The 23,019-nt window shown below is 37.9% G+C and carries 21 protein-coding genes and 2 pseudogenes; 8 read left to right on the top strand and 15 right to left on the bottom strand.

Annotated features, from left to right (window positions below):
- Window positions 1-103 precede the first annotated feature (103 nt).
- The 4 genes from Q9Q86_RS07380 (at window position 104) to Q9Q86_RS07365 (ending at window position 4,432) form a co-directional block, all read left to right on the top strand.
- Window positions 104-1,123 (top strand): type I glyceraldehyde-3-phosphate dehydrogenase, encoded by a 1,020-nt coding sequence (locus Q9Q86_RS07380; RefSeq protein ID WP_004912211.1) that lies wholly within the window; start codon window positions 104-106, stop codon window positions 1,121-1,123.
- Window positions 1,124-1,160: 37 nt separating this feature from the next.
- Entirely contained in the window at window positions 1,161-1,475 is a 315-nt protein-coding gene (locus Q9Q86_RS07375) for a hypothetical protein (RefSeq protein ID WP_112987278.1), read from the top strand.
- A 415-nt stretch (window positions 1,476-1,890) separates the two neighbouring features.
- Window positions 1,891-3,057 (top strand): ATP phosphoribosyltransferase regulatory subunit, encoded by a 1,167-nt coding sequence (locus tag Q9Q86_RS07370; protein WP_112987277.1) that lies wholly within the window; start codon window positions 1,891-1,893, stop codon window positions 3,055-3,057.
- Window positions 3,058-3,112: 55 nt separating this feature from the next.
- Window positions 3,113-4,432, top strand: a complete 1,320-nt coding sequence (locus Q9Q86_RS07365) for an adenylosuccinate synthase (protein ID WP_004912203.1) — start codon at window positions 3,113-3,115, stop codon at window positions 4,430-4,432.
- Window positions 4,433-4,803: 371 nt separating this feature from the next.
- Here Q9Q86_RS07365 and Q9Q86_RS07360 read toward each other — a convergent pair whose 3' ends face one another.
- Window positions 4,804-5,811, bottom strand: coding sequence for a YafY family protein (locus Q9Q86_RS07360; protein ID WP_004912201.1), 1,008 nt, complete (start codon window positions 5,809-5,811; stop codon window positions 4,804-4,806).
- A 212-nt stretch (window positions 5,812-6,023) separates the two neighbouring features.
- Here Q9Q86_RS07360 and Q9Q86_RS07355 point away from each other — a divergent pair.
- The 4 genes and pseudogenes from Q9Q86_RS07355 to Q9Q86_RS07340 all read left to right on the top strand — a co-directional run bounded on the left by Q9Q86_RS07355 (window position 6,024) and on the right by Q9Q86_RS07340 (window position 9,787).
- Window positions 6,024-7,573 (top strand): annotated as a pseudogene (locus Q9Q86_RS07355) (circularly permuted type 2 ATP-grasp protein).
- A gap of 85 nt (window positions 7,574-7,658) precedes the next feature.
- Window positions 7,659-8,261: an alpha-E domain-containing protein gene (locus Q9Q86_RS07350; protein WP_112987276.1), complete on the top strand. Its 603-nt coding sequence runs from the start codon at window positions 7,659-7,661 to the stop codon at window positions 8,259-8,261.
- Window positions 8,258-9,037: a transglutaminase family protein gene (locus Q9Q86_RS07345; protein WP_112987275.1), complete on the top strand. Its 780-nt coding sequence runs from the start codon at window positions 8,258-8,260 to the stop codon at window positions 9,035-9,037. Before Q9Q86_RS07350 ends, Q9Q86_RS07345 begins: the two co-directional genes overlap by 4 nt.
- Before the next feature lie 15 nt (window positions 9,038-9,052).
- Window positions 9,053-9,787, top strand: a complete 735-nt coding sequence (locus Q9Q86_RS07340) for a proteasome-type protease (protein WP_004955098.1) — start codon at window positions 9,053-9,055, stop codon at window positions 9,785-9,787.
- Between the two features lie 35 nt (window positions 9,788-9,822).
- Here Q9Q86_RS07340 and alr read toward each other — a convergent pair whose 3' ends face one another.
- From alr to cyoA, 14 genes and pseudogenes are all read right to left on the bottom strand, one after another.
- A complete protein-coding gene (gene alr / locus Q9Q86_RS07335; RefSeq protein ID WP_112987274.1) occupies window positions 9,823-10,893 on the bottom strand; it encodes an alanine racemase in 1,071 nt (356 codons plus the stop codon).
- Window positions 10,894-10,949: 56 nt separating this feature from the next.
- The gene (dnaB, locus tag Q9Q86_RS07330) at window positions 10,950-12,395 is read right to left on the bottom strand and encodes a replicative DNA helicase (RefSeq protein WP_004912188.1); all 1,446 of its coding nucleotides are present in this window, start codon (window positions 12,393-12,395) and stop codon (window positions 10,950-10,952) included.
- 181 nt (window positions 12,396-12,576) lie between these two features.
- Window positions 12,577-13,023: a 50S ribosomal protein L9 gene (gene rplI / locus Q9Q86_RS07325; protein ID WP_004912185.1), complete on the bottom strand. Its 447-nt coding sequence runs from the start codon at window positions 13,021-13,023 to the stop codon at window positions 12,577-12,579.
- Between the two features lie 12 nt (window positions 13,024-13,035).
- Window positions 13,036-13,263: a 30S ribosomal protein S18 gene (gene rpsR / locus Q9Q86_RS07320; RefSeq protein WP_000090661.1), complete on the bottom strand. Its 228-nt coding sequence runs from the start codon at window positions 13,261-13,263 to the stop codon at window positions 13,036-13,038.
- Between the two features lie 11 nt (window positions 13,264-13,274).
- Window positions 13,275-13,658 carry a 30S ribosomal protein S6 gene (rpsF, locus tag Q9Q86_RS07315; RefSeq protein ID WP_004912183.1) on the bottom strand — a complete coding sequence of 128 codons (384 nt, stop codon included), beginning with the start codon at window positions 13,656-13,658 and terminating at the stop codon, window positions 13,275-13,277.
- Window positions 13,659-13,790: 132 nt separating this feature from the next.
- Window positions 13,791-14,522, bottom strand: a complete 732-nt coding sequence (locus tag Q9Q86_RS07310) for a DUF3142 domain-containing protein (protein ID WP_112987273.1) — start codon at window positions 14,520-14,522, stop codon at window positions 13,791-13,793.
- A gap of 12 nt (window positions 14,523-14,534) precedes the next feature.
- Window positions 14,535-14,834: a hypothetical protein gene (locus Q9Q86_RS17475; protein WP_305155931.1), complete on the bottom strand. Its 300-nt coding sequence runs from the start codon at window positions 14,832-14,834 to the stop codon at window positions 14,535-14,537.
- Window positions 14,835-15,207: 373 nt separating this feature from the next.
- A protein-coding gene (locus Q9Q86_RS07300; protein ID WP_227555100.1) for an IS3 family transposase occupies window positions 15,208-16,340 on the bottom strand; the annotation gives its coding sequence in 2 pieces (ribosomal slippage) (window positions 15,208-16,088 and window positions 16,088-16,340; 1,134 coding nt in all).
- A gap of 89 nt (window positions 16,341-16,429) precedes the next feature.
- Window positions 16,430-17,935: pseudogene (locus Q9Q86_RS07295) on the bottom strand (hypothetical protein); the annotation flags it as partial.
- 86 nt (window positions 17,936-18,021) lie between these two features.
- Window positions 18,022-18,900, bottom strand: coding sequence for a heme o synthase (gene cyoE / locus Q9Q86_RS07290; RefSeq protein ID WP_112986849.1), 879 nt, complete (start codon window positions 18,898-18,900; stop codon window positions 18,022-18,024).
- Between the two features lie 10 nt (window positions 18,901-18,910).
- Window positions 18,911-19,240 (bottom strand): cytochrome o ubiquinol oxidase subunit IV, encoded by a 330-nt coding sequence (locus tag Q9Q86_RS07285; RefSeq protein WP_004912170.1) that lies wholly within the window; start codon window positions 19,238-19,240, stop codon window positions 18,911-18,913.
- Entirely contained in the window at window positions 19,240-19,860 is a 621-nt protein-coding gene (gene cyoC / locus Q9Q86_RS07280) for a cytochrome o ubiquinol oxidase subunit III (RefSeq protein ID WP_004962899.1), read from the bottom strand. Before cyoC ends, Q9Q86_RS07285 begins: the two co-directional genes overlap by 1 nt.
- Window positions 19,861-19,864: 4 nt before the next feature.
- Window positions 19,865-21,847, bottom strand: a complete 1,983-nt coding sequence (cyoB, locus tag Q9Q86_RS07275) for a cytochrome o ubiquinol oxidase subunit I (protein ID WP_112986848.1) — start codon at window positions 21,845-21,847, stop codon at window positions 19,865-19,867.
- A gap of 3 nt (window positions 21,848-21,850) precedes the next feature.
- A complete protein-coding gene (gene cyoA, locus Q9Q86_RS07270) occupies window positions 21,851-22,906 on the bottom strand; it encodes a ubiquinol oxidase subunit II (RefSeq protein WP_004912161.1) in 1,056 nt (351 codons plus the stop codon).
- Window positions 22,907-23,019 lie beyond the last annotated feature (113 nt).

Below are 23,019 nucleotides of genomic sequence, written 5' to 3'. Positions count from 1 at the left end.
ATATAAAACTGTGTTTCAGCTAAAAATCTATATTCAACAAGGCTGATCATGTTTTACCATATAGCAAGAAAATATGATGTTTTGATGAATATAAGGGCTTTGCATGCAACGTGTCGCTATCAATGGATTTGGTCGAATTGGTCGAAATGTATTACGAGCATGGTTTGAAAGCCCTAAGCAATTTCAATTTGATATTGTAGCGATTAATGATATTGCTGATGTTCAAACATTAGTTCATCTCTTTAAATATGACACAACGCATGGTCGTTTTGCTGGTCAAGTCGATATTGAGATTGAGAACGAACAAATTTTTTTAAATATTCATTCAAATCAAAGACAACTAAGGCTGCAAGTATTTAAACAAGCGCAGCCTGAACTATTACCTTGGGCTGGTTTAGTTGTAGATGTTGTGCTCGAATGTACAGGTTTATTTCGATCGAGAGCTGATGCAACACGTCATATAGATGCAGGAGCAAAGCGAGTAATTATTGGTGCAGCACCATTTGATTCTGTTGATGCAGCTATCGTCTATGGTGTTAACCATGCTGATGTCAAACCTACTGATCAAATTATTTCTAGCGTTTCTTGTACGACACAGGCCTTAGTGCCTTTAGTCAAGATTATTGATGACGCTTTTGGCATTGATACTGCTCTCATGACCGAGATCCATGCAGTGACTGCAGATCAATCAGTTTTGGATCATGCTCATCGTGATTTACGAAGAGCCAGAGCGTCTGGACAAAATATTATTCCTACCACTTCAAGTGCATTGGGCGCATTAAAACGCGTGATGCCAAAAATGGATGGTCGTATAGATGGGTACTCTATTCGTGTACCTACTATCAATGTTGCAGCGATAGATCTTTCATTTGTTTCACATTCACCGATCACAGTTCATAAAATTAATGAAGTTCTAAGTAAAGCTGCTAAGTTTGACTATGCTCAAATTATGCAAGTGACCGATGAAGATTTGGTATCAAGCGATTTTAATCATTCGCCATATTCATTAATTGTTGACCTGACGCAAACGATGGTCGTGGGGCATCAAGCAAAAGTTTTTGCATGGTATGATAATGAGTGGGGTTATGCGAATCGCTTATTAGATTTGTGTGAATCTTTTTAATATTTAAATAATAAAAAACAATTTATTGGGGAATGTAATGGGCTTAATGATGGTTTGGGGATTTATTGGATTATTGCTATTGGCAGTTTTATTTTTGTTTTGGTTCTTGTTTAAAAGTAATCAACCTACTGATGCTGCAAAAGATATCGTTAGGCTAGAGGAAAAAGTCTTGCATTTAGAGCTGCACCTCAAAAAAGGTCTTGAAATTATGCAAGATATGGCAAAAAAAATGCATGTCCAACAAGAAGTATTAGATAAGACGATTGCGAATGTTGCTGCTTTAGAAAAGCAGAATGCTGAATTGGTGGGGGTTCTAGAAATCGTGGTAAAGGGCACAAAAGGCAAAAGCTAAGTTCATTTGTTTATTTGAGTTGTTTTATAAATCTACTACTTAGTCAAGCAGTTTCTTATTTGGAAAAATACTATAAGCATATTTTGCTTTAATTGTTTAAGTAACATTCGCCATCAAAAAGTAATATCTCACCAATCGAGAACAGTTCAATAGTATAGATGCTGGGCACTTCTTTTCATGAAACATAAGTGTTGTTTGTATTGATGAGTGATCTTAATATATTGAATCTATTTGTTAAATTTAAAATAACAAGTTGGTGGTTTGCTAGTTAAATGGTAAAGAATTATTCAAATTCGAAGGTGCATCACATAAATCTTCATGCTACACTACGCTGAATCGGGCATTCACCCGATTTTTTTATGTGGTTGCTTTTTATGTGGATGCCTCCACGTTAAACAGATTTTAGGTTTGGAACATGACCATTTCAGAGACATGGTTGCTCCCTGACGGGGTGGCAGATGTATTACCCGAACAAGCGCAAGTTGTCGAAACATTGCGCCGAGAAGCTCTAGATTTCCTCGCAGTTCGAGGTTATCAATTGGTGTATACGCCATTTATTGAATACATCGAATCGTTGTCTTCACTTTCAGAATCAAATCAAGATTTAGATTTAGTTACTTTCAAAGTTATAGATCAACTTTCTGGTCGCTTGTTAGGTGTTCGTGCTGATATGACACCTCAAGTAGCGCGTATTGATGCACATGTACGACCAATTGAAGGCGTCGCTCGTTATTGCTACGCAGGCACAGTCCTTCATACTAAACCACAGAATTTCAATGCAACGCGTGCGCCTTTACAGTTGGGTGCTGAGCTATATGGTCATGATAGCATCGAAGCTGATGTTGAAATGATTGATGTGATGTTGGGTTTAATTGAACAAGCGCATACTTTAGAAGGCGCTCATTTAGACTTAGGTCATGTAGGTTTATTCCGTAGCTTAGTTAAGCGTGCTGGTTTAAATAAAAATACAGAGAATCAACTTTCTGATCTTTATCAGCGTAAAGCTTTACCAGAATTAGCTGATTTTACCCAAGACTTACCAATGGGCTCTGATTTTTATGCATTAGGTCGTTACGCAAGTGATTTGGGTGCATTAAAAGCGAATCTTAGCCAAGATATTTTAAATGACGCTGACTTCAAAGCTGCATTTGAGGCTTTAGAAAGCACATTTACACAAATTCAATCTAAATGGTCGAATTTAAACATCGGTATTGATGTGATTGAGCTTCGTAGTTATCACTATCATACTGGTTTAATGTACGCCATTTACGCGCCAAATCGCGCAGCACCACTAGCTCAAGGTGGTCGTTATGACGGAATTGGTGAACACTTTGGTCGTTCACGTCCAGCGACTGGTTTTAGCTGTGATTTATATGCATTAGGATCTACTCAGTTTACTGAAATTGAAACGATAGTAGCTCCTCGTGGAAATGATCAAAATTTATTGAAAGCAATTGCAGATGCACGTCATCAAGGTATGCGTGTAGTGCAACTGTTAGGTAAAGATGATTTAAACTCTGTTCCTTATGCGACGCATCAAATGGTGTCACAGAATGGGCAATGGGTAATTGAAAAAATTTAATTGCTAAGTTTTGACTTAGTTTCCAATTTTAACAGCATGATGTAATGAGGCTATTATGGGCAAAAATGTTGTGGTACTTGGTACCCAATGGGGCGACGAAGGTAAAGGTAAAATCGTCGACCTGCTCACAGACCAAGCGGCTGCGGTAGTTCGCTATCAAGGTGGACATAACGCGGGTCATACTCTAGTGGTCGGTGGTAAAAAGACTGTATTACACCTCATTCCATCTGGTATTTTACGTGAAAACGTATTGTGCTTAATTGGTAATGGTGTTGTGCTTTCACCTGAAGCATTAATCAAAGAAATGGCGATTTTGGAAGCTGAAGGCGTACCTGTTAAAGAGCGTCTTCGTATTTCTCCAAACTGCCCATTGATTTTGCCAAATCATATTGCACTTGACCAAGCACGTGAGAAAAAGCGTGGCAATGCTAAGATTGGTACGACTGGTCGTGGTATTGGCCCTGCTTATGAAGATAAAGTTGCTCGTCGTGCTGTACGCGTAGCTGATCTTGTTCGTGGTGGTGCAGTACTTGAAGAAAAACTCAAGGAAATGCTTGAGCTTCACAACTTCCAACTTTCTCAATTCTATGGTGTTGAAGAAGTTAAGTTTGAAGATGTGATTGCACTTTGTAATGAATGGCGTGAGGTTCTTGCGCCATTAGTGATCGATGTAACTAAAGTGTTACATGATTATCGTAAAGAAGGCAAAGCAATCATGTTCGAAGGTGCACAAGGTTCATTACTTGATATCGATCATGGTACTTATCCTTATGTAACTAGTTCGAACACAACTGCTGGTGGTGTGAGTTCTGGTTCGGGTATGGGTCCATTACATTTAGATTATGTACTCGGGATTACTAAAGCATACACAACACGTGTAGGTGCAGGTCCATTCCCTACAGAGTTGCACTATGATGCAGCAACAGATACAGGTGATGCAATTGGTCGTCATTTAGGTACAGTGGGGCATGAGTTTGGTGCTTCTACTGGACGTCAACGTCGTTGTGGTTGGTTTGATGCCGAAATTCTTCGCCGTTCTGTTGAAGTGAACTCTTTATCTGGTATTTGCTTAACTAAGCTAGATGTACTTGATGGCTTAGAAGAAATTAAAATCTGTGTAGGCTATGAAGATGTTGATTCAGGCTGTGCAGGTTCTTCTGACGCGATTTCATTTGAAAGCTTGAAGCCTATCTATGAAACTATGCCAGGTTGGAGCGAATCTACAGTAGGTTTAACTCAGGTTGATCAACTTCCTGCAAACGCTTTGGCATATGTCAAACGCCTTGAGCAGTTGATCGAATGTCCAATTGATATTATTTCAACTGGTCCTGATCGTGCGGAAACAATTATTTTACGTCATCCATTTTCAGCTTAAGCTGAGTGAATGATTAAAAGCTCCCTTATAGGGAGCTTTTTTATTTTTAAAGCTTTATATATTTAAAATCCCTAGCAGATAATTAGATTTTCATTGCGATCTTTGTTATTTCACAGCTTGAAAAATCTTGATTATATTGATTGTACGTTCAAACAAAGAGGGCTTTAACTATGACGAAAAAGACGATTCGCTATAATGGATATGAACTTGCATGCCGATGTTAATTCATTATCAGCTTTTCATCGTTGGTGGGACTTATTTTGATCTGGCGGGTGAAAAAATAAGTCCTATACAATATGTATAAAAATAAAAACCTTATCTTTAAATATAAAAATTTTAATAAGTCTAAGAGAACCAAATGGTTCTCTTTTTTATTCATTATTTTCAATCTCTCTCACTGCATTATAAACAGCCGCAGGTTCGATATTGAGTAATTTTTTACCAAAACTTCTCAGCCACCAAACGAGTTGTGATGTAAATGGAACTGTTGCCACAACTTCTACAATATTTTCTTCTAGAGATGTAATCGTTTGATCTTTGCTAAGTTGGCTTTCATAAAAGCTTTGAGCTGTGCTTTCGCTCATTGTGAGTTTTAGCTCAATTTGTTCGGTTGGTTTGCTGTAGTCCACTCTAAAACCAAGAGCACCCGAATCAATATAGTGATCAATATCAAAGTTAACGGGATGTAGAGCACGACTTTCAAGAACAGTCGCTGCTTTAAAACGGTGCAAGGCAAATGTTTGAACTTCTGTTTTATCATTACGTGTACAAATAAGATAAATTACAGCACCTTTTTGAACCAATGCTAGGGGATTTAAGATATAGGTTTTATCTTCGCCTTGATTAATTCTGGCACGATAAACACATTCGATTTGTTTATCTTGCAATAAGCCTTCATAGATGGCTTGTTGCGCATTTTTATCGACCATTGGTGGTATTAAAGGTTGGTTCGCTGGCACGATACGAACTCGATTAATCCATTGGCGCACGTTATTTTGTGTTGAAAGACTACGTTTCGCTAAATCAAACCAAGGCGTCATCTCTTCGAGTAGACTCGGCGGTAGTAAATGGCGTAGGTGTTCTTCTACCATCATAAAAGTTACCGCTTGGGAACTAGTCATATGCGGTAAGCTTTGGATCGGTGCATCTGAACGCCAGCGCCAACCTTGTGGTACGGTTTTGTTGCTCTCAATCGGGAAGCGTTGTGCAATTTGATTTAAATCTCTTTGAATGGTACGCAAACTTATATCAATGCCTTCACGTTCCAATATTTCTTGTAGTTCACGTGTACCCATCCATTTACCAGTAGATAGGCGAGACAAAATTTGCCATTGGCGATAAAGGCTATTTGAAGTTTCTTTTTCTTGTATGGATGACATAAGTTCTGAATTTAACTCAATGCTCTAAAGTGTACACAATAAAAAAACTCACTTGATTTAGCAAGTTCATAACACAGAGATTACGCATTTACGAGTGAAACATGGCTAAGTTTAATAGAGTATATAAGTATTGGTTAAAAAATATACATATATTATAAGTGGCATTGAAATTGCTTATTAGAGATATAAATAAATGATGAGACGAGGTTTCTATGTCAGAACAAGAACACGATCTATTTATCACGACTGATTACTATGCGACGGAGCAAACAACAGCAGTAAATTTACAATCGTCTACATTTATTTCACAGCTCAAAGTTAATACAAATTTGTTTGAGCAGCTTAAATCAAAATTCTTTAATGAGATGCTAGATGATAAAAGTTTTAACGGTGAAGCTTCTAAGAAGATCGAGGAATGGTTAAGTCAGCGTAGTCTTGATGAATTAAAAAATCTAGGTGCAGCCGCTAAACAGCATTTTCTATATGAAGGGATTACGTTTAATGTTTATGGAGATCAAGAGGGCACTGAACGTACCATTCCTTTTGATTTGATTCCACGTGTTATTGAAAAAAAACAATGGGAAAAAATTTCTTCAGGCTGTGAGCAGCGTGTTAAAGCTTTGAATTACTTCTTGGATGATATTTATCACGGTCAAAATATCCTAAAAGAAGGCATTATTCCTGCGCAACAAATTATGACTCATGAAGCTTTTCAGCCTCATATGCTGAAGCACCACCTCAAAGGAAAGATATATTCACAAATTAGTGGTATCGATATTATCAGAGATGATCAGGGTGATTTTTTTGTACTTGAGGATAATTTGAGAACACCTTCAGGTGTGTCATATATGCTTGAGAGTAGAAAAATTAGCCAAAAATTGATGCCTGATTTATGTGTGAGTAATAATTTACAAGGTATCGAACACTATCCGAGTCTGTTGAAGCAATGCTGACGGAGAATGCTTATGTGGATCAACCTTTAATCGTGGTGTTAACACCAGGGCGTTTTAATAGTGCTTATTATGAACATGCATTTTTGGCACGGGAAATGGATGTACCCTTGGTTACGAGTCGAGACCTATTTGTTGAGAATGATAAAGTATTCGTAAAAACAATTCGTGGACGTCAACAAGTGGATGTAATTTATCGTCGTGTTGATGATGATTTCTTAGATCCTTTAGTCTTTAGACCTGATAGTACTTTGGGTGTTGCAGGATTAATGTCAGCATATTTGCAACATAATGTTGTGATTGCAAATGCACCAGGTACAGGTGTTGCTGATGATAAATCGGTTTATCCCTATGTTGCTCAAATGATTGAATATTATCTGGGTGAAAAACCAATTCTAAATAACGTACCAACATATCAATGTCGTGAAGATGATCAATTAGATTATGTATTAAATCATTTAGAAAAATTAGTGGTAAAAGAGGCCCAAGGCTCTGGTGGATATGGAATGCTGATCGGACCACAAGCAGATCAGGCACAGATAGAAGCATTTAAATTAAAGATTATGGCGACGCCACATTTATATATTGCTCAGCCTACTTTAGCGTTGTCTGTGGCGCCAACACTAACTGCCGATGGGCTAGCTGAACGACATATTGATTTACGACCATTTGTATTGAGTTCTCCTTATCGTACTGAAATAGTACCGGGAGGATTAACGCGAGTTGCGATGCAAGCAGGTTCGCTTGTTGTAAATTCCTCACAGGGTGGGGGTATTAAAGATACTTGGGTGGTAGAAACGTTACGTTCCTAATTTCCTTCTCATTGTTCAATCGACTCACTCATTTAATTGACTTGAATGAGTGATTTGAAAATTTTAAAAATAAAGGAGGATATCTATGACGTTACTCAGTTCAAGTGCTCAACATGTATATTGGTTGGGTCGTTATTTATTTAGAATCGGTTATGTTGCGGAGCAACTCCCTTTTGTGGATGATCAAAAAGCAGAAGTGTTTGCTCAAGGTTTGTGTTTGCGTATTGAAGATGCAGAAAATTTGAATCAATTTATGCTAGATGAGAAACAACCTTACTCATTAATTAATCAACTCGAAATTGCTCGTAATAATATCCAAGAACTTAGAGCTTTGTTTTCAGCAACTGCATATGCTGAATTAAACACGTTGATAAAAAATGCGACCAATACACCTGACATGATTTTAGAGCTAGTTCAAGATTGTCGAGAGATTTTAAAAAATGAGAAAGAGGAGATTTTTCTATTTTTTCATCTAGGTCAGTCAGTTGAACAAATCGACACACATTTTAGATTCCATAAAAATATACATTCTGTTCTTGATTCAATTGATCCGATGATAGTTCAGCTTTCTAATTTGGGTTGGAGTGATCTTCAACACAGCTGGAATGGATTGAAAGAACAACCATATCTGAATCAGTTTTATGAATTTACTTATAAATTGGAAAATCAATTTGAGGTGTATGCATGAAACTTATGGTAAATCATCAAACACACTATCGATATACACAAAATGCACGTAATAGCGTGCAGTCAATTAAGATGATGCCGCAAAGTTCTAAGCATCAGATTATTGAGAATTGGCATATCAGTGTACCAGGCGAATATCGTTGCCAACGCGATGCCTTTAATAATCTCTGGTTAACTGCAACACAGCGTCATGATTACCGATATTTGACGATCATGGCTCAAGGAATTGTAGACCTATTTGACACTGAAATCGGGCATTTCGAAAATGAAATTTCGCCTTATATTTTTCTGCAAAGAACCAGTCTGACTCATTGTGATCAAGAGATGTTATATTTCGCACAAGATATCGTTCGCACCAAAGATCGACAGCATTTAATTCTTTTATCTGAGAAGATATTAGAAAAAATGCCATACCAACCTGAGAGCACATCTGTCACAACATTGGCTACAGATGCATTTTATGCTGCTAAAGGTGTTTGCCAAGACCATGCACATGTCATGATTGCAATGTGTAAAGCATTACATTTACCTGCACGTTATGTTTCTGGTTATTTGTATGATCAGAATCAACCGCACCTTGCCAGTCATGCATGGGCAGAAGTATTTGTTGACAATCAATGGTATTGTTTCGATGTTAGTAACCAGATATTTAGCCCTCAAAATCACATCTATGTTGCAGTTGGTCGAGATTATCTTGATGTTGCTCCTATTCGTGGGGTTCGTGAACAGGGTGGTGTGGAGAGTATGATGTCGGTTGTTCAGGTTTTAGCGTGTTGAAGAAAAGAGAGCAAGATGACCTATTGTTGTGCATTAAGATTGGAGCAAGGTTTAGTACTCATCAGTGATACTAGAACAAATGCAGGGGTCGATCATATTTCAGTATTTCGTAAATTACATACTTTTGGTATTGAGGGTGAGCGTTTCATCGCACTTCAGACCGCAGGTAATTTAGCGACAACACAAGCAGTTTTAGGGCATCTACAAAATTCTTTAACACTGCATCAAGAGCCAAATCTATACACTGTAAATACAATGTTTGAGGTAGCTGAACTTGTTGGTAAAACTTTGCGCAGAGTTTTAGAAGACATCACAAGTAATACGCAAGAACAGATGAATTATTCATGTAGTATCTTGGTGGGTGGACAGATTAAAGGTGAGGAAATGCAGCTTTATAATGTTTACCCTCAAGGAAACTTTATTTGCGCGACTACGGATACACCTTATTTTCAGATTGGTGAAAGCAAGTACGGTAAACCTATACTAGATCGAGCTTTGCACTATACGATGCCACTTGATGATGCTTTGCGCTGTTCTTTGATTTCATTTGATTCAACGCTACGCTCAAATGTATCTGTAGGTTTACCTTTGGACGCTTTGGTATACCACAAAGATAGTTTCGTTATTCCTGAAGGTAAACGAATTAGTGAGGAAGATCCATATTTTACTCAAATTAGTAAACAGTGGTCAGAGACGCTACGTCGAGGTTTACAAGAGTTGCCAAAACCTACAGCGGATTACGGCTTATAAGAAAAAATCCAAGCTTTTGCTTGGATTTTTATTGATTAGATACGTTGTCTTTGTGGTCTATTACTTAGTCGGCATAAAAGTTCATAACCGATCGTACCATTTGCATTTGCGACATCATCAACCAATCGTGTTTTACCCCAAAGTTCAACTTTGGTGCCGACTTTAACTTGAAGATTAGTTGTGTCGATCGCAATCATGTCCATACTTACTCGACCAATAACAGGAGTCAGTTGCTTATCAATCGCTACGTAATTAGGTTTTATATATGCACGTGGATAGCCATCACCATAGCCAATAGAAACAATTGCAATTTGCATACTATTCGTTGCTGTAAAAGTAGAACCATAACCTACGCTTTCGCCTGCTTGTATTTGATTTAATGCAATAATTTCTGCTTCAAAACTCATTACAGGTTTTAAATCAAGTTCATTAACATCTTTATCTGCAAAAGGTGTTGCACCATAAAGCATAATTCCAGGACGTACATAATCAAAATGTAAGTTTGGATATTTATAGATAGCAGCAGAATTACAACAAGAGGCTAATATTGGTTCGCATGCATTTTTTACGTCTAAAAATTGTTGAATCTGTTGCTCATTTAACGGGTGATCTACATCCGCATTTGCAAAATGCATAGTGAGTACACAGTTAAAATTCAATGATTTTAGTTGATGAATAACGGCTATAATTTCATTACTCTTAAAACCTAAGCGATTCATCCCGCTATTTAGTTTTACCCAAACCTTAAGTCCTAAGGCATTATAGGCTTCTTTATTTTGGATTAACCATTCTACTTGCTCATGTCGATGTACAACGCATTCAAGTTTCTGTTGAATAACATCTTCCATCTCATCTTCAGTAAATACACCTTCAATTAAGGTGATCGGTTGCGTATACCCTAGTCGCCTAATCTCTAAAGCTTCTTCCAAACAAGCTACACCAAAAGCATCCGTTGCATTTAAGGCGGCTAAACAATCCTGTACTCCATGCCCATATGCATTGGCTTTCACCATACTTACAATTTGGGAATGTGGTGCAAGTTGTTTAACACGGTTTAAATTATATTGTAGTGCTTCACTATCAATATAAATTGTTGCTTGGCGCACCCTGAGTACTCCTTTGGGACGGCTAGAAAATAAGTCAGATTACAAAATATTATGCGTTATTCTTCATCATCAAATTGTGCATAGAATTCAGGTGAAAGATTACTAAAGCGAGTATATTGTCCTTCAAAGGCGAGACGGACAGTACCAATAGGTCCATTACGCTGTTTACCAATGATGATTTCTGCTGTTCCAGCCTCTTTAGATTCTTTGTTATAAACCTCATCACGGTAAATAAACATGATCAAGTCGGCATCTTGCTCGATCGCTCCAGACTCACGCAAGTCAGACATTACTGGCCGTTTATTTGGGCGATTTTCCAGGCTTCGGTTAAGCTGAGATAATGCAATTACAGGGCAGTTCATTTCTTTTGCTAATGCTTTTAAGCTTCGCGAAATTTCAGAAATCTCACCAACACGGTTATCACCCATACCTGGAACTTTCATCAACTGTAAATAGTCGACCATGATGCAACCGATTTTTCCATCATGCATTTTGGCAATACGCCTTGCACGTGCACGAACTTCAGTTGGAGGTAATGCAGAAGAATCATCAATATAAAGATGTTTTTCCTGTAATTGTAGAATAGTACCAGTTACTTTTGACCATTCGTCGCCGTCCAATTTACCTGAACGTAGATGCCCTTGATGAACCTTCCCATAAGAGGAAATCAAACGCATTGCGATTGAATCTGCTGGCATTTCCATAGAGTAAACAAGAGCAGGGAGGTTGCAATTAAACAGTACACTCTCGACTAAATTCATGGCAAACGTGGTTTTACCCATCGAAGGACGTGCAGCAACAATAATTAAATCGCCCGCCTGCATACCATAGGTTTTATTGTCTAATTCAAGAAAACCTGTAGAAAGTCCTGTGATGTTGCCATCCATTTTGGAAAGCTCATCTAATTTGCTAATTACATCAGCTGTTACTGAGCTGATCGACTTTGGACCTGAATCTTTTTTATTGTTGTTGTGCTGTTCCGCTAAAGAGAAAATATTAGTTTCGGCTAAGTCTAGAATTTCACTAACAGGGCGACCTTTGGTATCGTAAGCATTTTGTAAAATATCAGTACTGACTTTGATCATACTGCGTAAGGTTGAAAATTCCTTAATTTTGCTGGCATAGATCTCAAGGTTATAGAAGCTTGATGGTGAATCCGCCATCAATTGCATTAAGTATTCTTCACCGCCAATCGCATCGAGTAGATTCTGCTTAAGTAACCAGTCATTGACTAAAACTGCATCATAAGGTGAGTTTTCTTGCGCTAATTTTTCAATAGCTCGATAAATATACTTATGTCGAGTTGCGTAAAAATCATTTTCCTTGAGTAAGTCACCCACTTGTTCAAATGATTCTGCTACCGTCATTAATGCAGCTAAAACAGCTTGCTCAATCGCAAGATTATGAGGAGGCGTTCTAAACTCTTTTAGTTGACTTGAGTCATTCACTTTACTCTCAGCGTTGGGAGTATTTTTTGCAAAATTGGCATTTGCCTGTGACATAACAAGACCTAATAAAAAGTTGAAACCGTGAATGAATGACTATCTTAATCCAAATGGATACCAACAGGATAAGTTTATTAAAGAAAATTGTTTAAGTGATGAAAAAGTAGAATCAAAGCTTAAATCTAAATTATGGACATAAAAAAAGAGCATGTAAAAACATGCTCTTTTTTTGGAGAAATTACTCAGATACGATAGTAACGAGAACTTCAGCAACAACATCATGATGCAATTGGATTGCGATGTTGAATTCACCAGTGTGACGAAGCGCACCGTTTGGTAAACGAACTTCTGCACGATCTACTGCTAGACCAGCGTTCGTTAAAGCGTCAGCGATGTCACGAGTACCGATAGAACCGAAAAGTTTACCTTCATCACCAGCTTTAGCAGTGATAACGATATTTACTTCGTTCAATTGTTCAGCACGTGCATTCGCAGCAGCTAAAATAGCAGCTTCTTGTTTCTCAAGTTCAGCACGACGAGCTTCAAATGCAGCAGTGTTTGCTTCAGTTGCAGCTACAGCTTTACCTTGAGGGATCAAGAAGTTACGACCGTAACCAGCTTTTACTGATACTTTGTCGCCTAATTTACCAAGGTTCTTAATGCGTTGTAATAAGATAACGTCCACAGCTCACCTCACTTACTTATGGTTGTCAGTGTACGGAATCAAAGACAAATAGCGAGCTTGTTTAATAGCTAACGCTAATTGACGTTGATAACGAGCTTTAGTACCTGTAATACGGCTAGGAACAATCTTGCCGTTTTCAGTGATGTACTGTTTTAAAGTGTCGATATCTTTGTAGTCGATGTACGCAACATTCTCAGCTGTAAAGCGGCAGAACTTGCGACGACGGTAAAAACGTGCCATTGATGTTCTCCTTATTCAGCTTCTTGAATTGCTTGTTGTGCTTCTTCACGTTGAGCTTTACGCGCACGTTTTTCTTCAGCACTCTTAGCAAGTAAAGATTCTTCAGTAATTGCGTGTTCACGACGGATGATGATGTTACGAATGATTGCATCGTTATAACGGAACAATTCTTCTAATTCATCAAGAGTCGTTTGACCACATTCAACATTCATAAGAATGTAGTGTGCTTTGTGAATCTTGTTAATCGGGTAAGCCAATTGGCGGCGGCCCCAATCTTCTAAACGGTGAATTTGACCATCAGCTTCTTTGATCTGAGAGATATAGCGTTCAACCATACCTACAACTTGATCGCTTTGGTCTGGGTGTACCAATAGTACGATTTCGTAGTGACGCATTGTCAGCTCCTTACGGTTTAAGCAGCCCCTAACTTAAAATGAGTCAGAAGCAAGGAGTCATAACTTAAAAAGTTATGTCGCAAATTGCGAAGCTGCGATTTTAGACACCTTTCACCCAAATCGCAAGTAAATTCACGGTTTTTCACGCAGTAAAAAGATCACATAGCCTTTAAAATGCGGATCATAAACTGTCTTTAAGTCACTATATAATTTTCCATATTGCACAAAACCAATTTTATAAGGCAGTTTAAGACTTGCTATACGTTTTAAATATTCAGGATAATTGGGAATGGAGGTGGTGCCTTGATAGGTTTGGATCACTAGTTCATCAATATTTTGTCTAAGAAGTTTTAGGGTGCCTTGCTCTTTAAAATTTGTCCAATCAAGTAATCCTGTAATACTTAGTTTATATTGAGCGGGAAGTTGACTTCTGAATTGACTTAAAAAATATGCGTATTCATTTAGATTGCGGGTTTTACTGTCAAAATCAATTTGAATCCCTTCAATCTGATTGCCTAGATTTTTCCAATGGTTTAAGCGAGTTAAGATGGTTTGGTAATTTTGTGAACTCCAATCTAAGTGGTGGGTTCTAAAAACGAGCCAAATTTTTTGATTGGGTAGTTTTAAAGTACCAATACCTTGTGGTATCAAAATTGAAGTCTGTTTTTGTTTTGAATAACGGATTTCACCTTGCAGAATATAAAGCTCTTTAGCCTTTGAAAGATAGGGGGCAGATTTTATCTCACCCCAAATCCAAAAGGATTGAAATTGATTGGCATCGATAGTTGGAGTTGCTGGTCGACTCGGTTGGTTTAGTCCTAATATCAACAGCAACACACTAAAAAGAATACACCTTAACCACATCAAAGGATAAACCTACCAATAATATTTTAGTGATTTAGCCCATGTACTTGTTGGATAATCTCTTTTGATTTGATCGTACCATTGCTTACGTGTGTTTTTAGTCACTTCGATACCCCCGCAATCATTTATTCCACTCGGCGCATAACATTGAATTGCCCTATAAAGTGCATAAGCATGTAAATCATCTTTTCGAGAAGATTTGATAATGTCTTTATAAATTTCACCGCGAGCAAAAATTTTCCCACTTATAGTTGGTTTTTGTTGCTCGTCATAGCTGAGTTGTTGCAGGCTATAACCTTGTTCACTGCGCATAAACTCTCCCAAACAAATGTTGAGTAGGGGATCATTTGACAATTTACTGAGTTGTTGGGTCAATGTTAAGAGATTGTCGCATTTGAGTTGAGCCGTGATGTTTGATCCATTCCAAATAAAATTAGCAAACTCAGGTTTGTTTTTTAAGTGTTCTTTTGCACTTGAATATCCTTTGTATTCACTCGCATTTTTAGGCAAATATGAATATTTTTGTTGAAATAAATCGAATCTCTGGTGAACTAAACTTTTGCTTAATAAGGTATGAATAGCAGCTTGCTTTTGATCGACTGTGCTTTGATTTGATTGAATAATAGAGGTGGTCCCACATGTTTGAACAACTAAAAGCTTATTTATAAGTGATACTCTGCTCTAGTTAAGCTACCTTATTTTGTTGTGGTAGCTGGTCATAGTAAAACTCATCTGGAGTCATTTTGTCCAGACTCGAATGAGGTCGTTTCAAATTATAAAATTCAAAATATGCGTTTAATTGCTTCTTCGCATCCAAAACATTGCTGTAGGCTTTGAGATACACCTCTTCATATTTAACGCTCCGCCATAATCGTTCAACCATCACATTATCAACCCATCGACCTTTACCATCCATGCTGATTTGGATGTCATTTGATTTCAATACATCAATAAATGCATCACTGGTAAACTGACTGCCTTGGTCTGTATTAAATATTTCAGGTCGACCATATTTTTCAATAGCTTCATTTAATGTTTCTATGCAAAATGTAACCTCCATACTAATCGATACTCTATGCGCAAGTACCTTGCGGCTATGCCAATCAATCACAGCACATAAATAAACAAAGCCTTTTGCCATAGGGATATACGTTATATCCGTAGACCACACTTGATTACTGCGCTGAATAGCCAATCCTTTGAGCAGATATGGATATTTGCGGTGAGCTTGATTAGCCTGGCTTAAATTTGGTTTGCAATATAACGCATTAATGCCCATTTTCTTCATTAAAGTACGTGTATGACGTCGTCCTATATGATGTCCTTGACGATTCAACAAATCACGCATCATACGGCTACCTGCAAAAGGGTATTGCATATGTAATTCATCAATACAGCGCATCAGCTTCAGATCTGATGCACTCACAGGTTTTGGGCGATAGTAATAACAACCACGGGAGACTTTCAGCAGCTGAGCTTGCTTAGATACTGAAATCTGAAGTGAGTCATCGATTAACTTTTGTGGTTGAAGCGGCCCAGTTTCTTCAACACACCTTCTAAAAAATCAATTTCTAATGCCTGCTCACCGATTTTTGCATGTAGTTTTTTTAGATCGATGGGTGGTTCTGTTGGAGCTTTTGATTGATCGAAAGCTTGCGAGGAAGCTGAAATCAGTTGATTTTTCCAGTCGATAATTTGGTTTTGATGAACATCAAATTCAGCACTCAATTCAGCAAGTGTTTTTTCTGCTTTAATCGCAGCAAGTGCTACCTTAGCTTTAAAATCATTTGAATGATTTCTTCTTGGTCTACGTGCCATAAAATACTCCATATATTGATGTTTATAACATCATTTGGGGAGCAAAATATCACTTATAAGTGTTGTTCAAATTTCCTGATCCACCTCTTAATCTTGTCTAAACTATCTATATTTGCTTGTTGAGTTATAAATTGTTTTTGTAGATTTGGTTGGCTTATTTTCGCCTGCTTTCCTATAAAAGCTGAATAATCTTGTTTGATATTCAAATGTTTAGATAATGCGGTTTCAAATAAGCCTTTCTGATAAAGTGTACGTGCTTGAGCAAGCAGATTAGTCCAGTATTCTTCAGCAGTTTGATTTTGACCGAGTTTTTCCAATATTTGACCTTTTAAAAAAGTTTGGCTTAGTTGTAAATAATTAGTATTTTTAATATTTGACTTTGGTAAATAATTTAAAGCATCTTGGGGTTTATTCTGAATAAAAAATAAATGAATCGCTCTTAAATAGTTAAATAATTCAGGTTGAGTTTTAAAGAAATCTTTTTGTGCATTAAGTTGAGACCACGTAATAGGTTGGTAATGTTCAGTTTTGTAGTCACGCATATTCATTAAATTATATATCGTCAAGAAAAAAGGGTCCTTGAGATTTTTGAGTTCAAATGAATTGCTACTAAAAATGCGTCTGTCAATTTCCGCAGGAAGTTGTCCCATATCTAAATTGTAAAATTTAGATTTAGGATTTTGAATTTGCCATACGATCTCATTGACTAAAAGATCTTGGCGTTTAGATAACCAAAAACCACGACGTAAAAATCCACGTGCACTTGCTACATAACGACCATTAGGGTATGTATTTAGATAGTTCGTGATATGACCTAAGAACTGTTTTAGTAAATTTTGATTAATATTATCAAGGTATACATCACCGTATTGATCAACACCTGTTGCATAAGCTGAATTAAGTGTCGTCCGAATCAACATATATTGAGCTGTTTCTTTCAACCATGCATCTTCAACCGAAGTTAATACCGTAAAAATTTTCGTAGAAGATGAATAGTTAGCGTTATAAAACAAAATACTCGCATTTAAATAAGATGCGTATTGACGCGTGGTTGTTGACCAATTTGGATCGATAGAGATCAATGCAATTTTATTGTCACATTGATTCATCTTCTTGCGTTCATTGATCAGAACCAGCTTTTCATTTGCTGGAATTAGTTTATGGGTTTTAACTTGATCAATAAAAGCATTGTTGCCTGAATTAAAACTGTAACAACGTTCATCAAATATGATTTCGTCTTTTACTGCTAATTCATTTCTCTGATTCTGAATTTTATTCTTCGTTGCCAACGATACATTTGCAGCATCAAATGGCACATAACCAAAAGTCGCATCCCATAAGTTTTGATCTATCTGCATTGGTTCGATTTCAGCTAGACCCAAATCACTTAGTAATAAGGCAGTATTAGTTTGACTATCGTTTGAAGGATATAGAACAGGTAAATTACTGCAACCATTTAGATCGCGATCATCTAAGTGTAGATTTGGTTCACAGATATTTTCAGCTCCAGCATAAATACTTTGAGCTTGAATAGAAATTGCTGTGATAAAAGTATAAAAAATGGGTTTTAAAATCGATATATTTTGAAGTTTCATTTAGGCAATAAAGTATGAATGTTTTTATTGCACGAAATGATAACAATTGAAGCAGAGAATAAAAAGATAGAGGTTCCTCTATCTTTTTAGAAAATAGGGAAGGTGGGTGCAGGACTATTAAAAGTAAAACTGAAACTTAAACTAATTACAGTAATCAAAATCACTGAAAATAAGAAAAAGCGTTTTGCCCAAAGTTGGTCATTTTCAGCTTTAAAACCTAAAATACCAATGTAGAACCAGTATGCACACAGTAAATTACAAATCACCAAGAATACAATATTGGTATATCCATAGGCATATAAAGCATTCATCGCAATAGTAAATAAAATCACATAAATTAAGGATTCTATTTTCGTGCGTAGAATAGAGCGTGCTACAGGTAAAATTGGTACTCCTGCGTTTTTATAATCATCAAAACGATAGATAGCAATCGCCCAAGAATGTGGCATTTGCCATAAAGCATATGCAACAAAAATTAATAGGGCAGCCATATCAAATTGTTGAGTTACAGCCGTATAACCAATAACAGGAGGACTCGCTCCAGAAATACTACCAATTACAGTTTGATGGATTGTAGTACGTTTAGTCCACAAACTATAAAAACCGACATAGACAACAAAACCAATGACAGCAAACAAGAATGCATATGCATTTACAAAGAACCATAAAATGCCAAATCCAATTGCTCCTAAGACCAATGCATAGAGCATTGCAATTGTTGGAGAGATTGTCTTTTTAACAAGAGCACGATTCATCGTACGCTGCATTTTTTGATCGATATCTTGGTCAATCACATTATTCACGACACAACCAGAAGCAACTACAAAAGTTGTCCCTAGTAAGGTCAATAATAATAAGAGGATATCTATAGCGCCTTGGGCGGCTAAAAAGAAGCCGCCCAAGGTGGTAATAAAATTACCGAAGAGAATTCCTGGTTTAGTCAGGAATAAATACTTTTTCCACATGATAATCAGTTTAGATCATCATGTTGTAGTGTAGGTAATTCATAATCCATACTGAACCAACAAGAAGAACAGCGATACATAGGATTGTGTAGATGAATGCAATCAAGTTCCAGCGTTGTTCTGATGATGTATTCATGTGTAGGAAATACACAAGCTGTACAAGCACCTGAGCAACCGCTGTAATTGCGATTACAGTCATTAAAATACCACGACTAAAACCACCCGCCATCACCATTCCAAAAGGAATGATGGTGAGGACAACAGACAGGATGAAACCAACCGTGTACTGTTTGAAGTTACCGTGTGATGCACCTGCAGCATTATGGTCATGACCACTCATTAGAGAACTCCCATTAAGTAAACGACGCTGAATACACAGATCCAAACGATGTCAAGGAAGTGCCAGAACAAGCTTAAGCAAGCAAGACGACGTGTATTCGGTAGTGTCAAACCATTCTTTTTAATTTGATACATAAGTACCAGCATCCAAACTAAACCAGAAGTTACGTGGATACCGTGTGTACCAACTAAAGTAAAGAATGCTGATAAGAACGCACTATGAGTTGGACCATGGCCAGCATGTACAAGGTGCTGGAATTCATAAATTTCCATCCCAATGAACGTTGCACCAAATAAGAAAGTAACAAACAACCAAGCAATCACTTGATTAACGTTCTTTTTATAAGATGCAAGAACAGCGAATCCAAATGTTACCGAAGAGATCAAAAGGGCAAAGGTCTCAGTTAAAACAAAACCTAAAGAATCACCAAAAAGATCTTTCGCACTTGGAGTACCAGGCGGAATATGACTGCTTAATACAGCGAACGCAATGAAGAGTGATCCGAAAAGAATCAAGTCACTCATCAAATATGTCCAGAAACCAAAGACCGTTAAGTCTGTGTCATCGTGTTCGTGATGACCGTCATGACCGTGGTTGTCGTGATGAAGTACTTCAGCCATTTCCTTAGTCCTTCTTCAAGTGTTTTTCAAGTAACGCATAGCGTTCATTTTCAATACGTTCAACTTCTGCAGCAGGTACGTAGTAATCAACATTCTTAGTGAATGAGCTTACGATCAAGCTAACAACTGAAGCAACGAAAGAAACAACTACAAGCCACCAAATATGCCAGATCAATGCAAAACCAAGAACAGTAATGAACATTGCAATGATGAAACCAGCTGCACGATTAGTCGGCATATGGATATCTTCATATTTAGTATCGCGAGCGTAAGCTACACCATTTTCTTTATCTGTCCAGAAGCGGTCGATACCGTCAGCTGCTGGTAGATGTGCAAAGTTATAGAATGGAGCAGGAGATGAGGTAGCCCATTCAAATGTACGACCATCCCATGGATCGCCTGTGTAGTCCATATTTTGATGACGTTGTAAGAAACCAACGATAATCTGCATAAGGAAACAAGCAATACCGATAGCAATCAATACTGCACCGAACAATGCAATTGCTAAGTATGGATCCCATTCAGGGTTGTCATATGTATTCAAACGACGTGTCATACCCATGAAGCCAAGGATATAAAGAGGCATGAATGCAAAGTAGAAACCAATAAACCAGAACCAGAACGCAGCTTTACCCCAAGCTTCATTGAGTTTCCAACCAAACATTTTCGGCCAGTAGAAGATGATGCCGGCAAACATACCAAACACCACACCACCGATAATTACGTTATGGAAGTGAGCAATCAAGAAGAGTGAGTTGTGTACAAGGAAGTCCGCAGGTGGAACAGCCATAAGTACACCAGTTAAACCACCGATACCAAAAGTCACAAGGAAGCCAAGTGTCCAAAGCATCGGGGTAGTATAAGTAATGCGTCCCTTATACATTGTGAATAACCAAGAGAAGATTTTCACACCTGTAGGAATCGCAATAACCATCGTCATAATACCGAAGAATGCGTTAACGTTTGCACCCGCACCCATGGTAAAGAAGTGGTGAAGCCATACAACGAACGCAAGTACAGTAATTGCGATAGTTGCATATACCATTGATTTGTAACCGAACAACGTCTTACGAGAGAAAGTTGCAACGATTTCTGAGTATAGACCAAATGCTGGTAATACTAAGATGTAAACTTCTGGGTGACCCCAAGTCCAAATCAAGTTCACATAAAGCATTGGGCTACCGCCAAGCTCATTTGTGAAGAAGTGGAAACCGAAGTAACGGTCTAATGTCAACATTGCAAGCGTACCTGTTAATACAGGGAAAGATGCAATGATTAACACAGCTGTGCAGAGTGATGTCCAAGTGAAAATAGGCATGTCCATTAATTTCATGCCAGGTGCACGCATTTTAATAATGGTAACGAAGAAGTTAACACCAGATAAAAGCGTACCTAAACCTGAAACTTGCAGTGCCCAAATGTAGTAGTCAACACCTACACCAGGAGAATATTGGATGCCAGATAGAGGTGGATAAGCCATCCAACCTGTCGCAGCGAATTCACCTAACGCTAGTGAAGCCATCATCAACCCAGTAGCACCAGCAAATAACCAGAAACTTAGTGAGTTCAATAATGGGAATGCAACGTCACGAGCACCAATTTGTAGCGGTACTGAGATGTTCATCATACCTACAACTAGACCCATTGCCACGAAGAAGATCATGATTACACCATGTGCGGTAAAAATCTGATCGTAGTGTTCTGGGTGTAGGTAACCTTCACCACCGCCTTTAGCGAGGAAAAGTTGTAAACGCATCATGATTGCATCAGCGAAACCACGCAATAGCATGATTACAGATACAATGATATACATAATACCGATTTTTTTATGGTCTACTGATGTGAACCATTCGTTCCACAGATAGCCCCATTTTTTGAAATAAGTAATACCAGCAACAAGCGCGATACCACCTAAAACCATCATTGCAACTGTGACCAACACGATCGGATCGTGCGGAATTGCATCATGTCCTAACTTTCCAAACATGTCTTATTCCTCTGCAGAAGCTGTGGCATGTTCATCATTGGTATGAGTTGCTTCAGTTGCATGCTCAGCAGGAGCTGAGTGGTCTGCACCATGATAGTTGCTCATATAATGATTGATAACAGATTCGAATAATTTAGGCTCAACTGAAGAATAATAAGTCACAGGATGTGGCTCTGTAGGGTAAGGCTTCATTTCTTCAGCCTCTTGCTTTTCTTCTGGAGTCTTTGCTTTTGCTACAAGTGCTTCGATCTGATATTTAGAACGATTGCCATCTTTAAGAGTCGCTAATTCAGCTTGGTCAAGTGTACCTTTTTGAATTGCTTCAGCATTGATACTTGTACCATTACCCGCTTTAACAGCTTCTACCCACTGTGCAAACTCTGGTTCAGTTACACTATGTGCCTTGAAGCGCATTTGTGAGAAACCATAACCTGAATAGTTAGCTGAGAAACCACGGAATACACCTGGTTCGTCTGCTAAAAGGTGAAGATGAGTCTGCATACCCGCCATTGCATAGATCTGACCACCTAACTGTGGGATGAAGAACGAGTTCATCGTAAAGTTAGAAGTAATCTTAAAGCTTACAGGCGTTTTTTCTGGGAAGCGTACTTCGTTTACCGTTGCAATATTTTGCTCAGGATAGATAAAAATCCATTTGAATTGTTCAGCAATGGCTTGAACAGTTAAAGGCGCTTTATCTGACTCTAACGGACGGTAAGGGTCGTACTTGTGGGAACCCCACCAAGTTAACCAAGCTAAAATACCAATAATAATGACAGGAACACCCCAAACAACGATCTCAATTGTCGTAGAGTGTGCCCAAGTAGGTTTATAGTCTGCATCTTTATTCGATGCGCGATATTGCCAACCAAACCATAATGCCATGATAATTGATGGAATTACCACCAAAAGCATTAGATAGATCGCAGTCATCATGAGGTCACTTTGACCTTGACCAACTGGACCTTTATTGTTTAGTAGTACCATATCACCGCCACACCCAGTCAAGAGTGCAGCCATCGTTGATAAAGACAATACAGCTAAAATCGTTTGTCTCATTTTACAACCTCGGTGAAGAGTCCCATTCCCTAATTAAATTATGGGATAGCGATTAAAGTGTCGCATGATTGATAAGAATTTTTTGTGAAATGCTTGTCAATTATCCGACACCG

Origin of the sequence: Acinetobacter sp. A22 (genome assembly GCF_030913345.1) — a bacterium.
GTDB classification, from domain to species: Bacteria; Pseudomonadota; Gammaproteobacteria; order Pseudomonadales; family Moraxellaceae; genus Acinetobacter; species Acinetobacter junii.
This window is presented reverse-complemented; position numbering and strand designations above follow the sequence as displayed.

Coding starts and splice junctions, on each gene's coding strand:
- Q9Q86_RS07380 (WP_004912211.1), top strand. CDS start 104: ATGCAACGTGTCGCTATCAATGGATTTGGTCGAATTGGTCGAAATGTA.
- Q9Q86_RS07375 (WP_112987278.1), top strand. CDS start 1,161: ATGGGCTTAATGATGGTTTGGGGATTTATTGGATTATTGCTATTGGCA.
- Q9Q86_RS07370 (WP_112987277.1), top strand. CDS start 1,891: ATGACCATTTCAGAGACATGGTTGCTCCCTGACGGGGTGGCAGATGTA.
- Q9Q86_RS07365 (WP_004912203.1), top strand. CDS start 3,113: ATGGGCAAAAATGTTGTGGTACTTGGTACCCAATGGGGCGACGAAGGT.
- Q9Q86_RS07360 (WP_004912201.1), bottom strand. CDS start 5,811: ATGTCATCCATACAAGAAAAAGAAACTTCAAATAGCCTTTATCGCCAA.
- Q9Q86_RS07350 (WP_112987276.1), top strand. CDS start 7,659: ATGACGTTACTCAGTTCAAGTGCTCAACATGTATATTGGTTGGGTCGT.
- Q9Q86_RS07345 (WP_112987275.1), top strand. CDS start 8,258: ATGAAACTTATGGTAAATCATCAAACACACTATCGATATACACAAAAT.
- Q9Q86_RS07340 (WP_004955098.1), top strand. CDS start 9,053: ATGACCTATTGTTGTGCATTAAGATTGGAGCAAGGTTTAGTACTCATC.
- dnaB (WP_004912188.1), bottom strand. CDS start 12,395: ATGTCACAGGCAAATGCCAATTTTGCAAAAAATACTCCCAACGCTGAG.
- rpsR (WP_000090661.1), bottom strand. CDS start 13,263: ATGGCACGTTTTTACCGTCGTCGCAAGTTCTGCCGCTTTACAGCTGAG.
- rpsF (WP_004912183.1), bottom strand. CDS start 13,658: ATGCGTCACTACGAAATCGTACTATTGGTACACCCAGACCAAAGCGAT.
- Q9Q86_RS07310 (WP_112987273.1), bottom strand. CDS start 14,522: ATGTGGTTAAGGTGTATTCTTTTTAGTGTGTTGCTGTTGATATTAGGA.
- Q9Q86_RS17475 (WP_305155931.1), bottom strand. CDS start 14,834: ATGCGCAGTGAACAAGGTTATAGCCTGCAACAACTCAGCTATGACGAG.
- cyoE (WP_112986849.1), bottom strand. CDS start 18,900: ATGTGGAAAAAGTATTTATTCCTGACTAAACCAGGAATTCTCTTCGGT.
- Q9Q86_RS07285 (WP_004912170.1), bottom strand. CDS start 19,240: ATGAGTGGTCATGACCATAATGCTGCAGGTGCATCACACGGTAACTTC.
- cyoC (WP_004962899.1), bottom strand. CDS start 19,860: ATGGCTGAAGTACTTCATCACGACAACCACGGTCATGACGGTCATCAC.
- cyoB (WP_112986848.1), bottom strand. CDS start 21,847: ATGTTTGGAAAGTTAGGACATGATGCAATTCCGCACGATCCGATCGTG.
- cyoA (WP_004912161.1), bottom strand. CDS start 22,906: ATGAGACAAACGATTTTAGCTGTATTGTCTTTATCAACGATGGCTGCA.